Source organism: Acidisphaera sp. S103 (assembly GCF_009765975.1).
GTDB lineage: Bacteria > Pseudomonadota > Alphaproteobacteria > Acetobacterales > Acetobacteraceae > Rhodopila.
This window is the reverse complement of the sequence record NZ_LMUJ01000051.1, coordinates 318960-332192: the sequence shown is the minus strand read 5'-3', so window position 1 is coordinate 332192 and position 13233 is coordinate 318960. Positions and strand designations below refer to the sequence as shown.

10 protein-coding genes are annotated in these 13233 nt (G+C 64.8%); 7 read left to right on the top strand and 3 right to left on the bottom strand.

Features of this window, described 5'->3' with window-relative positions:
• Positions 1–68: 68 nt before the first annotated feature.
• Complete coding sequence (locus GSQ89_RS15990) at positions 69–1829, bottom strand: alpha/beta hydrolase (protein ID WP_158927011.1); 1761 nt, start codon at positions 1827–1829, stop codon at positions 69–71.
• 220 nt (positions 1830–2049) lie between these two features.
• Here GSQ89_RS15990 and GSQ89_RS15985 point away from each other — a divergent pair, with 220 nt between their 5' ends.
• From GSQ89_RS15985 to GSQ89_RS15970, 4 genes are read left to right on the top strand one after another with little or no spacing between them, the layout of a single operon-like run.
• Positions 2050–3060, top strand: a complete 1011-nt coding sequence (locus tag GSQ89_RS15985; protein ID WP_158926867.1) for a hypothetical protein — start codon at positions 2050–2052, stop codon at positions 3058–3060.
• Positions 3061–3088: 28 nt separating this feature from the next.
• Positions 3089–4321: an LL-diaminopimelate aminotransferase gene (locus GSQ89_RS15980; protein WP_158926865.1), complete on the top strand. Its 1233-nt coding sequence runs from the start codon at positions 3089–3091 to the stop codon at positions 4319–4321.
• Entirely contained in the window at positions 4318–5610 is a 1293-nt protein-coding gene (locus GSQ89_RS15975; RefSeq protein WP_158926863.1) for a homoserine dehydrogenase, read from the top strand. The genes GSQ89_RS15980 and GSQ89_RS15975 overlap by 4 nt, the downstream gene beginning before the upstream one ends.
• Complete coding sequence (locus GSQ89_RS15970; protein WP_158926861.1) at positions 5610–6119, top strand: DUF1697 domain-containing protein; 510 nt, start codon at positions 5610–5612, stop codon at positions 6117–6119. The genes GSQ89_RS15975 and GSQ89_RS15970 overlap by 1 nt, the downstream gene beginning before the upstream one ends.
• Before the next feature lie 848 nt (positions 6120–6967).
• On the opposite strand, the gene GSQ89_RS15965 is transcribed toward GSQ89_RS15970, so the two are convergent.
• Positions 6968–8068 (bottom strand): amidohydrolase family protein, encoded by a 1101-nt coding sequence (locus GSQ89_RS15965; protein WP_158926859.1) that lies wholly within the window; start codon positions 8066–8068, stop codon positions 6968–6970.
• Entirely contained in the window at positions 8065–9150 is a 1086-nt protein-coding gene (locus GSQ89_RS15960) for an amidohydrolase family protein (RefSeq protein WP_158926857.1), read from the bottom strand. The genes GSQ89_RS15965 and GSQ89_RS15960 overlap by 4 nt, the downstream gene beginning before the upstream one ends.
• Positions 9151–9174: 24 nt before the next feature.
• On the opposite strand from GSQ89_RS15960, the gene GSQ89_RS15955 reads away from it, so the two are divergent.
• The 3 genes from GSQ89_RS15955 (at position 9175) to GSQ89_RS15945 (ending at position 13120) form a co-directional block, all read left to right on the top strand.
• Positions 9175–10533, top strand: a complete 1359-nt coding sequence (locus GSQ89_RS15955) for an MFS transporter (protein WP_158926855.1) — start codon at positions 9175–9177, stop codon at positions 10531–10533.
• A 291-nt stretch (positions 10534–10824) separates the two neighbouring features.
• Positions 10825–11991 (top strand): acyl-CoA dehydrogenase family protein, encoded by a 1167-nt coding sequence (locus GSQ89_RS15950; RefSeq protein WP_158926853.1) that lies wholly within the window; start codon positions 10825–10827, stop codon positions 11989–11991.
• Position 11992: 1 nt separating this feature from the next.
• Entirely contained in the window at positions 11993–13120 is a 1128-nt protein-coding gene (locus tag GSQ89_RS15945) for an ATP-grasp domain-containing protein (protein WP_158926851.1), read from the top strand.
• Positions 13121–13233 lie beyond the last annotated feature (113 nt).

Here is a 13233-nt window from a genome sequence, read left to right as displayed (position 1 = left end):
TCGGTCGGTGTGAGGATGGCCGGGACACGCCCGGCCATGACGGTGAGGGCTAGCGGAACACCGTCCCCCTACGTCAACCGCACCTGCACGTATTTGCCGGGGGCGTCTTCGATCGGCTTCAGTTTGCCGTCGCCGGGTTGGCGAGCGGGGACCTGGGCCTTGCTGGAGGCCAGGATCCAGCGTTGCCAGTCGGGCCACCATGATCCGGCCATCTCGGTCGCGCCCTGTAGCCAGGCTTCCGGGTCGGCGGGCAATTCCTTGCTGATCCAGTGGCCGTATTTGCCGCCCTCGGGCGGGTTCACCACGCCGGCGATGTGGCCGGAGGCGGCCAACACGAACCGTTTCGGGCCGCCCAGCAGTTGGGTGCCTCGGTAGGTGGATTTCCACGGCGCGATGTGATCTTCCCGGGTGGACAGGAAGTAGGCGGGCACCTTGATCTTCCCCAGGTCGATTTTCACGCCGTCCAGCTCGATTCCGTTCGGCGTCGACAACAGGTTCTCCTGATACATTTTCCGCAGGTAGAAACTGTGCATCCTGGCCGGCATGCGGGTGGAATCGGCGTTCCAGTAGAGCAGGTCAAAGGGGAACGGGTCGTTGCCCATCAGGTAGTTGTTCACCACGAATGACCAGATCAGGTCGTTGGCGCGCAGCATGTTGAACGTCGACGCCATCTCGCTGCCTTCGAGGTAGCCGCGCTTGTTCATCTTGTCCTCGAGCGCCTGCAACTGCTCCTCATCGATGAACACACCGAGTTCGCCGGCTTCCTGGAAGTCCATCATGGTGACGAAGAAGGTCGCGGTCTTGATCCGGTCGTCGCCCTTCGCCGCCATATAGGCGAGGGTGGACGCCAGCAGCGTGCCGCCGAGGCAATAGCCGATGGCATTGACCTCACGTTCCCCGGTGGCCGCCTCGATCGCGTCCAGCGCGGCGAGGTAGCCGTCCTTCATGTAGTCCTCAAAGCCTTTCTCGGCGAGGGTTTCGTCCGGATTGACCCAGGAGATGACGAAGACGGTATGCCCCTGCGACACCGCCCAACGGACAAAACTGTTCTTCGGCCGCAGGTCAAGGATGTAGAATTTGTTGATCCAGGGCGGCCCGATCAGCAGCGGGCGCTTCAGCACCTTGTCGGTCGCCGGGGTGTACTGGATCAGCTGCATCAGGTCGTTCTGGAACACCACCTTACCGGGGGACACGCCGATGTTGTCGCCGACCTTGAAGGCGTCGGTATCGGTCATCTTGATGCGGAGCTGGCCCTTGCCGCGTTCAAGGTCGCCCAACAGGTTGTTGAGGCCTTTCAGCAGGTTTTCGCCGCCGGTTTCCGCCGTCTTGCGCAGCACTTCGGGGTTGGTCAGCAGGAAGTTGGACGGGCTCATCGCGTCGATGAACTGGCGGGAATAGAAATCGACTTTTTGGGCCGTGCGGTCGTCCAGGCCGTCGACATGGGTCACCACGTCCTGCACGAAGCGGGCGGACAGCAGGTAGGACTGCTTGATGAAATCGAAGACCTCGTTTTCCTTCCAGGCGCTGTCCTTGAAGCGGCGATCGGTGGCGGCGGCGTCGATCACCGGTTCGGAGTCCATCCCCATGATCCGCCGCGTCGTGTTCTGCCACAGCGTCACGTAGTCCTGCCAAAACCCGAGCTGCGCCTGCATGAGCCGGGCGGGGTTGGCGATCAGCTTCGCGGTCATCTCCATGAACGCGCGGCCGATGTTCAGCGGGTCGGCGGCATGGTCCGTCTGCTGCTGGCGTTTCAGCCACTCGCCGACGATGCGCTGCGACCGTTCGGCGATGTCGGCCATGGAGCGGCCGACCTCGGACGGGTCCGGCATCTTGAATCCGGCTGCGTCAGGGGCGGTTGAGGCAGTGCCCGGCGCTGTTCCCGCGGTCTTGTCGGTTGAAGCCATGGAGACATCCTTTGCGTCGGCGACACCAGCGGCTACACAGGCGGCCGGTAGCGGAGAGCGGAACCAGCATATGGTGGTCAGCGAAACAGGCGCGCAAGCTAGTTGCGTGAAAAAACCGGGGCAAGCCGGAATACGGGGCTCTGCCATGTTGGTGGCGGCGGGCTGGCTTCTGGCCGGCTGCTCGACGATTTCGACGATGAACCCGGTGAATTGGTGGCACCGCCAGGAAGGTGGCAAGATCGCGCAGGAACGGCCGGCGCCGCCTGGTGCCGACCAGCCGTATCCGAATATGGCCACGGTTCCGGTCAAGCCGGCGCCGCCGGACGAGAAGGCGATGAAGGACCTGACCGATTCGCTGGTGGCCGACCGCACCAACGCCCAGCACGCGGCCGAAGCGGCACCGCTGGCGGACCCATCCTCACCCACCGCATCGCCGAGTTTGTTTGGGGTCGGGACGGCGCCGCCGCCACCGCCGCCTGGCACGACGCCGGCTGGCACGACGCCGCCGGGTGTGAATCCGCCGGCCAAGTCCGGCCCGACCGGCTCGTTGGGGACGCCCGTCGCGAGCGCTTCGATGCCGGCGGTGAACGCGCCGGTCACGCCGCCGTCGGCCGCGCCGCGCAAGTCGGTGCAGAGCGCGCCGTTGGCCCCGCCGCCCGCGTCTGCCGCATCCACATCCGGGCCGGCCACGCCGCCGGCGAAGACCGCCAGTGCCGGGACCGCGCCCGCTGCCGAACCGGATGCGGGCGCTTCGCCGGCCGGGCCGCCGCCCGCGCTGCCTGCCGCTCCGCCGCCGCGTCCGGCCGTCGCCGGTCCGCCACCCGCCCCGGTCGTGGCGCCACAGCCGATGCCGGCGCCGGCCGGTAGTGCCTCGGCGACGATCGTATTCCTTGAGAAGGCATCGAACCTGACGCCGCCGGCGGCCGATGAGGTGAAGGCCTTCGCGGCCAAGCGCGGCAAGGGCACGATTTCCGTCATCGGCTACGGCGATTCCATGTCCAGCGATCCGGACGCCCAATCGGCGGCGGTGAACCTGGGCCTGTCGCGGGCGCAGTCGATCGTCACCGTGCTGCGGGCGGCCGGCGTGCCCGCCACCGCCATCCGCGTCAGCGCCGAAGCATCCGGTCGCGGCGCGGCGCTACAAGTGCTACAATAGACGTTCTCTTAACCCCGAAAGGCCTGTCATGAGTTCCGATTCCTCCGGCGAGTTCCATCGCATCCGCCGCCTGCCGCCTTACGTCTTCGCCGAAGTCAACACGGCAAAGGCAAAGGCTCGGGGCGCCGGGGAGGACATTATCGACCTCGGCATGGGGAACCCCGACAGTCCGACGCCGCCGCACATCGTGGCGAAACTGGTGGAGACGGTGCAGGACCCGCGGTCCCACCGCTATTCCGTCAGCAAGGGGATTCCGGGGCTGCGGCGGGCGCTCGCGGCGTATTACGAGCGCCGGTTCAACGTTCACCTGGACCCGGAAACCGAGGTCGTGGCGACGCTGGGGTCGAAGGAGGGGCTGGCGAATTTGGCCTCGGCGATCACCAGCCCGGGTGACACGATCCTGGTGCCGAATCCGTCTTATCCGATCCATCAGTTCGGCTTCATCATCGCCGGCGCCGCGGTGCGCAGTGTGCCCGCGAACCCGGGCGAGGACATGCTGCGGGCGCTGGATCGGGCGGTGCGGCACTCGGTGCCGAAGCCGACGGCGCTGATCGTGAACTTTCCGTCGAACCCGACGGCTTTTCTGGCCGATCTGGATTTTTATAAGGAAATCGTCGCGTTCGCCCGCCGGAACGAGATCTGGGTGATGTCCGATCTGGCGTATGCGGAGATTTACTTCGGCGACAAGGTGCCGCCGTCGATCCTGGAAGTGCCGGGCGCCAAGGACATCGCGGTGGAGTTTACCAGCCTGTCCAAGACTTACTCCATGCCGGGGTGGCGGATGGGGTTCGCGGCGGGCAATCCGCGGCTGATCAACGCGCTGACACGAATGAAGTCGTATCTGGACTATGGCGCGTTCACCCCGATCCAGGTGGCGGCGGCGACGGCGCTGACCGGGCCGCAGGAGTGCGTCGAGCAGATGCGCAATTTGTACCGGGAGCGGCGGGACGTGCTGATCAAGGGGCTGGCCTCGGCTGGGTGGGATATGCCGAACCCGGAGGGTTCGATGTTTGCTTGGGCGCCGATTCCGCCGAAATATGCGTCGCTGGGCAGCGTCGAGTTTTCGAAGTTGCTGCTGGAGCGGGCGAAAGTGGCGGTTGCGCCCGGGCTTGGCTTTGGCGAGTACGGCGAGGGTTTTGTCCGTATTGCGCTGGTGGAGAATAACCACCGGCTGCGGCAGGCCATTCGCAATATCAGGGGCTTCCTGCAGGCGGGGTCGAACGTCGCGGAACCGGTCTTGTCGGAAGCGGACGCGCCATGACCCGTCCGCTTTGCGTGGGTGTCGCCGGCCTGGGGACGGTCGGCGGCGGCGTGCTGAAGATGCTGCGCGACAATGCCGATATCGTCGCCGCCAGGGCCGGCCGGCCGATCGCGGTGACGGCTGTTTCGGCTCGGGATCGGTCGCGGGATCGGGGTTTTCCGGTGTCCGGGCTGCATTGGTACGAGGATTCGGTCGCTTTGGCGGCCGATCCCGGCGTCGATGTGGTGGTGGAGTTGATCGGCGGGTCGGAAGGGCCGGCTCGGGTGTTGGCGGAGGCAGCGATTGCGGCCGGGAAGCCGCTGGTGACTGCCAACAAGGCGCTGCTGGCGGTGCATGGTGCGTCGCTGGCGCGTGCCGCCGAGGAACGGGGCGTAGCGCTGGGGTTCGAGGCGGCGGTGGCCGGCGGGATTCCGGTGATCAAGGCGCTGCGGGAGGGGTTGTCGGGCAATCGGATCAGCGCTGTCGCTGGGATTTTGAACGGCACGTGCAACTATATCCTGACGCAGATGCGGGAGCGTGGGCGGGAATTCGCCGACGTCCTGGCCGATGCGCAGAAGCTGGGTTATGCGGAGGCCGATCCTTCGTTCGACATCGACGGCATCGATGCGGCGCACAAGCTGGCGATCCTGGCGGCGTTGGCGTTCGGCCGGCCGGTGGCGTTCGAGGACGTCCATGTCGAGGGTATTCGGCATGTCTCCGCTGTCGATATCGCGTTTGCGACGGAGCTTGGGTACCGGATCAAGCTGCTGGGCATCGCTCGGCAGACCGAGGCGGGGATCGAGACCCGGGTGCATCCGTGTATGGTGCCGCAGACCGCGCCGATCGCCAGGGTGGACGGGGTGTTCAACGCCGTGGTGGCCGAGGGCGATTTCGTCGGCCGGGTGATGCTGGAAGGCCGCGGGGCAGGAGCGGGGCCGACGGCGTCCGCTGTCGTTGCCGATCTGATCGATATTGCTCGGAATCGGGTGACTCCGGTTTGGGGGGCGTCGGGCGAGGCGCTGTCGAGCGCGCCGTCGGTGCCGATGAGCTCGCATGTCGGGCCGTATTATCTGCGGCTGATGGTGGTGGACCGGCCGGGGGTGATCGCCGACGTCACCGCGATCCTGCGCGACATGGGTGTGTCGTTGGAGTCGATGCTGCAACGAGGGCGCAGCCCGGGTGAGGCGGTGCCGGTGGTGCTGGTTACGCATGAAACCAAGGAAAGCGCGATGCGGGAGGCGCTGGACCGGATCGGCGCGCTGCCGACGGTGATGGAGGAGCCGACACTGATCCGGATCGAGGCGGGTTAGTGACGGGTTATGTCGCGTTGCTGCGTGCCGTCAATGTGGGCGGCCGCGGTATCCTGGCGATGAAGGACTTGCAGACGCTATGCAGCGAATTGGGGCTGGACAATGTCCGGACCTATATTCAGAGCGGCAACGTCGTGTTCGAGAGCGAGCGTCCCGAGGCGGCGCTGAAGCGGATGTTGGAAGCAGCCATCACCAAGAGGCTGGGACGGGCTGTGCAGGTGCTGATTCGGACTGCTGCCGAATTGAAGGCGATTGTCGAGGCAAACCCGTTTCCGGATGCGCAGCCTGATCAGGTCGGCGTGGTGTTTCTGCCCAAACCGGTGCGGCCGAACGTGCTGGCCGAGATCGTTATCCAGGGGCGGGAGGAAGTGCTGGCGGTCGGGCGTGAGGTGTTCGTGCATTACCCTGACGGCATGGGACGATCGAAGCTGAAGCTGCCGTTCGCGACGGATGGTACCACGCGGAACCTGAACACTGTCGGCAAGCTGCTGGCGATGGCTACCGGGTGACGCGGGTATTCATATTGGATTTGCACGCGATCTGAAAACCCGTTTACTTATAAATTCCTAATGGTCTTATAAATTATTCTATCGTTGCATGACCGACAGGTGTCTCGCCGTTCACCTCCTGAGAGGGTGTCAGGCCAGGGATTCTTCAACACGGAGGAAGAACGAGGGCCACGAAGCGCCACGGAGAAGAAAGTCGTGTCTTCCGGTGAAGCGCCCCGGGTCGTCTATGAGGCGAAAACGTGTGGACGTTAAGGGCCCACCGGGGAATAAACGAAACGTCCGGCGAGCGCCGGCAGTCTCTCATCGTCATGCCGATGTAGATCGGCATCCATGCCTTTCTGTGTGGGTCTTGGAAAAGGCGTGGATGGCAGGCCTTCGCCTGCCATGACGGGACTGAGCGACCGAGCCAACATCGAAGCACTTATTTATCTACGAAGACTAATACCAAGCGCCGTTGATACCGACTCTCGGATGCCGTCATGGCCGGGACGCCCGAAGCAGGCCCCCGGCCATGACGTCAGCGGAAGGGTCAAGCTCAACGGCGCCTGGTATAAGTATCCAGGTCCAACGGGCCCTCGTCCATGCGCGGTTACAACTATGATGACACATTGTATACTGGGGGAGCCGCACGGCGAATCTCCGTGGCGCTTCGTGGCCCTCCGATTCTCTCCGTGTTTTAAAATGAAGGAAGAGCGAACGAACACGCGGGTTACACCATACCCGCGTCGGCGCAACGATACGAATCTCCCCGCCAACGTGGCCCCGATTGTCGCTAGGGATGACGGGCCTTCGCCCGCCAGGACGGTTGCACGATAGTGCCAATAGGTGAACGACAATGCCGCTCAGTATTACAACCGAAACACCCGCCGCGCGTTGTCCCGGAACACACTTTGCCGCTCCGCCTCGGTCAGTGCGATCCGAAACGTGTAGCGCGGATCATCGAAATCCCAATGTGGGTAGTCCGTCGAGAACAGCAGCCGGTCCCAGCCGATCCAGTCGATGATCTCCCGCAGGTGCTCCGGTTCCTCGGTTTCTTCGATCGGTTGGGTTGTGTACCAGAACCGGTCCCGGATGTATTCCGATGGCGGGCGTTTCACGTGCGGGACTTCGGTGCGCATCCGGTTCCATAGCCTATCGAGCCGCCAGCCCAGCGATGGCGCCCAGGCGAAGCCACATTCGATCAGCACGAACCGCAAATCGGGGAAATGTTCGGTGACGCCCTCCATGATCAGGCTGGTCACCACCGCCTGCATGCTCTGCGCATTGGCGTGGTGTTCCTGAATGTAGAACGACGGCCAGCCGGCGCCGGTGGACGGATGGCCGGGGACGCCGGAGATATGCAGACCGATCGGCAGGCCAGCGGCGACGGCGGCCTGGTAGATCGGCCAGTAGCGGCGGCGGCCGGGTGGTTCGGCCATGCGGGGCGGCATGTTGATGATCCGATAGGCGCTGTTCGGCGCACAGCGTTCGATCTCGGCCACCGCGGCGGCAGGGTCTTCCTGGGAAATGGTGATGCCGGCGGACAGTCGGGGTTCGGGCTTTACCCAGGCCTCCAACTGCCAGTCATTGGTGGCGGAACACAGGGCGGCACCGAAGTCCAGATTGCGCTCATCACAGCCGCCGGGGCGGAGGCACATCAGCATGCCATGCTCGATGTCGTAGGCATCCAGGTGATGCGCGCGCATGAACGCCAGGTCCGAACCCGGCGGGCCGCCGTTGGGGGGCCACGCGTCCGCTCGGGCCACCGCCGGATTCATCCGCGGATGCGCCAGCGTCGAGGACAGGCCCTGGCGCAGATGCGGGCCATACTCCTGCCAGTGGGCGCCCCAGCACTTGGGCAGGAACGGCAGCAGATCGGCGTTGGACCGGAAATTCGGATGGATGTCGCAATCAACGATTCCGGTTTTGGCTGTCTGCGGCGCGTCGAATTCGAGGACACTCTGGCTCATGCGACAGTCTCCTGGAGCGCGGCGGCCAGCCTTGGGTAGCTGGCCAGTGCGTTGCCTGACAGCAGGCCCGGCAGCAATTCCGGCGGCAGGCCGGGCGGAAGCGCGTTGTCCCCGTCGAACTGCCAATGGGGGAAATCCGTCGAGAACAACAGCATGTTTTCGCCGTCGATGTGGTTCAGCGTGGCGCGCACCTTGGCTGGGTCCTCGGGCGCGTCGAACGGCTGCAATGTCACGCGCACGCGGTCGCGCACGATGTCCGCCGGCGAGCGGTCCACCCAGGGCGCGTCGGGACGCAGGCCGCGCCAGATCTTGTTGGTGCGCCATAGGAACGGCGGCAGCCAGGTGATGCCGGATTCCAGCAACACCACGGTCAGGTTGGGGAATTTCGTGAATACGCCCTCGGTGATCAGGCTGAGTAGCTGGCTGTCGAACGCCTGGGACTGCGCGGCGTAGTCCTCGATGATGAAGGACGGCCAGCCGGTCGGCGTCGGTGCGTGGCGGAACATGCCGCCGGCGTGGATGCCGACCGCAAGCCCGAGGCGTTCCGCCGCCTGGTAGATCGGCCAGTAATAACGGCGCCCGAGCGGCATGTCGGTCATGGCGGGGAGGAGGATTTGGACGAAGCGGGGGTCGGCGGCGCAGCGCTCGATTTCCTTCGCCGCCTGATCGGGGCTTTGCATCGGCACGGTGATGGCGCCGAACAGACGCGGTTCGGCGTCCAGCCATTCCGCCCGCATCCAGTCGTTGATCGCCCGGCAGAACGCGGCGGCCATGTCCTCGCTGTGGAGTGCCATGGAGCCGTGGAGGCACTGCGCGATCGCCGCACGCAGTCCGAAACGATCCAGGTGGGTGCGCAGCAGGGCCAGATCGGTTCCCGGCGCGCCTTGTTGGGGCCGCCAGTCGGGACGAGCCGACAAGGGCGCGTTCGGCGGGTAGGCGGTCAGGCTGAAATCGAGGCGATCGATGCCGCGGATGCGGAACTGGTCGGCCCAGTAGTCGTCACAATAGGGCAACAAAGCGCCGACCGACGGCACCGCGACATGCACATCGCAGTCGATGGCGCCTTGCGTCGGTTGCGGCATCGTTCGCTCCTGCTCCATAAGCGCATGACACGCCGGGAAACGGCGAAATGCAACCGGGAGACGCCGAACGTGCTGGTGAACGTCAGCGAGATCATCGATGCTGCGAAACTGAATGCCTATCACCTGCGCGTCGTCGGGCTGTGCGCGCTGCTGATCTTCTTCGACGGCTTCGACCTGCAGGCGATCAGCTATGCCGCGCCGGCGGTGTCGGGTGCGCTGGGGATTTCCCGCCCGATGCTGGGACCGGTGTTCTCGGCCGGGTTCATCGGGCTGACCACCGGCGCCTTGGCGTTCGGGCTGCTGGGTGACCGGTGGGGGCGGAAGACGGTGTTCATCCTGTGCGGGGTGCTGTTCGGCCTGGCCTCGCTGGGCACCGCGACGTCCGGGGACCTGACGCAATTGCTGCTATGGCGGTTGCTGGCGGGGTTCGGCCTGGGGGGCGCCACGCCGATTTCCATCACCATCGCCACGGATTACTGCCCCACGCGCCTGCGGGCCACCCTGACGATGATCATGTATTGCGGGTTCACCTTCGGCGGGGTTTTCGGCGGTTGGATCGCGTCACTGGTGCTGCCGTACGGGTGGGAAGTGCTGTTCTACATCGGCGGCGCGGTTCCGCTGTTGCTGGCTCCGCTGCTGATGCTGGCACTGCCGGAGACGGTCGAATTCCTGGTCAACAACAACCGAGATCCTGGCCGTATCGCCCATATTCTGGCTCGTGTGCAGCCCGGCTTTGTGGCGCCGGCGGGCGCTCGGTTTGTGTTGCAGCATCAGGACGCGGGCGGGTTCCAGGTCGTCGAATTGTTCCGCCATGGCCGAGCGGTTCGCACGTTGCTGCTGTGGGGGATTTTCTTCAGCAGCCTGGTGGCGCTGTTCGCGTTTTCGACGTGGTTGCCCAGCCTGTTGAACGCGCGCGGGCTGACATCGGGGCAGATCGTCGGCATTACCGGGGCGTTCCAGGGGGGCGGGTTGGTGGGATCTCTGATCTTTGCCCGGCTTATCTTGCGGTTCCGGCCGTTCCTGATGATCGCGGTGGGGTACCTGGCGTCCTCGGTCTTCCTGGTGGTGTTTTCCCGCATGCCGGCAGTCTATCCGTTGCTGTTCGTGTCGGGTTTGGTCGCGGGCATCTGCCTTGTGGGCACCCAAAACCTGCTGAATGCGATGAGCGCACAACTATATCCGCCGGCGATCCGCTCCACCGGGGTCGGGTGGGCGATCGGTGTTGGCCGGAGTGGAGCGATCCTGGGGCCGAGTATCGCGGGGTTGTTGTTGGCGTTTCATTTCTCGGGGGCGGATTTGTTTTTGTTCGCCGCGGTGCCGCCCGCGGTGGCGGGGTTGATCACATTCGTGCTGCTGCGGACGCTGGGGGATCGGGTTGGGTGAAGGAAGGCGAGGGGCGCCGCCCCTCGACCCCGTCAAAGGCGGAGCCTTTGAAATCCATTCATTGGGTTTGGGGAAGAGAGGGGGCCAACTCGGTGGTTGCAACGTCTGCCTTGGCCCCCTCTCTTCCCCAAACCCAGTAAGTGGTTCCAAGGGGCCTGCCCCTTGGCGGGTCCAGGGCAGAGCCCTGGCCTTCCTTTACCTCACCCCGATTGCCCCGGGGTCTGACGGCAATCGAATTGCGCTTTGTGATCTGATGGTTACACTCGCCGCTGTAGGGCGAGGAACATGACGATGGACTTTCAGATTAGTGCGCAGCAGCGGGAGATGGTGGCCTCGGTGCGGTCGCTGGCGCAGAGCGAATTCAAGCCGAATGCGATGCGCTGGATGGACGGCACGTTCCCTTGGGAGAACATGAAGAAACTCGCCGACCTGGGCGTGCTGGGGATGTCGGTGCCGGAGGAATATGGCGGGCTGGGGCTGCCGATCCTGGATACCGCGCTGATCCTGGAGGAGATCGCCAAGGTCGACTATGTCACCGCGATGGCGGTGCTGGGCGAGGCGGGTGTCCAGACGCGCGTCATCGCCCGTTATGCGCCGGCGTCGATCCGGGAGCGGATTTTGCCGCAGGTGGTCAGCGGCGATTGCATCCTGGCGGTGTGCATGACGGAGCCGCACGCGGGAACGGATGTGGCGAATTATCGCACCAACACGCGGATCGTCGGTGACCGGGTGATCCTGAAGGGGACCAAGACACTGATCAGCCGAGCACCCGAGGCGGGGATGTTCGTGGTGTTCACGCGGGTGGACGGGAAGCCGGGACGGGAGGGGATCGGGTGTGTGCTGCTGGAGGCGGGGACGCCGGGGTTCTCGGTGACCGGCACGTATCACACGATGGGCGGGGAGAACCTGCACGAGATCCAGTTCGACGACTGCGAGTTGCCGCTGGAGAACTTGGTTATTCGCGAGGATGGGTTCCGCAAGCTGCTGACGGCGTTCAATACGCAACGGTGTCTTAATCCGTCGATATCCCTTGGGCTGGCGGAAGGGGCGTTCGACGAGGCGGTGAATTATGTGCGGGAGCGCACCATTTTCAATAAGCCGATCTCGGATTTCCAGGGTATCCGATGGAAATTGGCTGATATGTTCAAGGATATCGAGGCGGGGCGGGGGTTGCTGTACCGAGCGTGTCTGACGGCCAATCCGTTTCCTGATCCGTTCATGGCGGCAGCGGCGAAGATATTTTGTAATGAAATGTCGTTGCGGGTCACCACCGAGGCGGTGCAGGTGCATGGTGGGTTCGGCTTTACCGACGAATTTCCCGTCTCCCGGTTCTATCGTGGCGCGCGGTATGGGTCGATCGGCGGCGGGGCGTCAGAGACGCTGCGCGATCTGATCGGCAAGAAGATCGTCGGCGAGTTTGACGTCGTGGATGGCATCATGGGGTTGGGGATGTTCTGAGATGTTGCTGATCGAGGCTGACGGGAAGGCACTGTTCGCTGAACACGGCATTCCGGTGCCGGTCGGGATCGTGGTGACGGATGTGGTGACGACGCTGCCGGGTGATGGGCCGTGGATGGTGAAGGCTCAGGTGCCGGTGGGCGGGCGCGGCAAGGCGGGCGGGATCGTCCGGTGCGGGTCTCGCGCGGAGGTCGAGGCGGCGGTCGGGTCGATGCTGGGCAGCCGGTTGAAGGGGCATGCGGTGGATGCGTGCCTGGTGGAGGCGGCGGCCGCGGGGCAGGAACGTTATATCTCCGTCATGGTTGACGCAGCGAGCTATGGGCTGCGGGTGATCTATTCGGCGGATGGCGGAGTGGAGATCGAAGGGGCCGGGTCGGCTGAGGCGCGGTTGTGTCCCCCGCATCCCGGCGCGGTGGCCGAGGCGTTGGAGGACCTTCTGGCGGCGGAGCCTGCGGCGTGGCGGGATCGGGTGGCGGCAATTGGAAAGGCGATGGCGACGTTGCTGATCGAGAAGGAATTGGCGCTGGTCGAGATCAATCCGCTGTTCGTTTCCGAAGCGGGTTGTGTGGCCGGTGATGCCAAGGTGGTGGTCGATCTGAACGCGGTCGAGCGGCAGCCGGTCATCGCCGCGATGATCGCGGCGCGGCCGAGTGTCTATATGGATGCGGGGCGGAAAATCGCGGAGGGGTTCGATTATGTCGAACTCGATCCGGAAGGGGAGATCGGGTTGGTGACGACGGGCGCGGGGCTGTCGATGATGCTGATCGATGAACTCACCGCGCGCGGGGCTAAGCCGCTGAACTTTTGTGACATTCGCACGGGGCAGATGCGTGGCAGTCCGGCCAGGTTGATTCGGGTGTTGGAATGGATCACCTCGCGGCCGTCGTTGAAGGCTGTACTGGTCAATATCTTTGCCGGGATTACCGATCTGTCGGAATTCGCGGGGCTGCTGGCGGCAGCGATCCAGGCTTCGCCCGGGTTGAAGGTGCCGGTGGTGGCCAGGTTGGTCGGGCGCAATGCGGCGGAGGCGAAACGGATATTGGGTGAGGCTCAGCCTGGGATGCTGGTGACGGAGGATCTGGCGGAGGCTTTGGTCCGGATCGATGCCATTGTGGGGGCGGCGTCATGATCGGGTCTTTGTCGGGCGCGACGCCGGTGATCGTGCAGGGGATCACGGGTCGTATGGGGCGCGGTCATGCGGCGCTGATGCGGGCTTATGGGACGAATATCGTCGGTGGGACC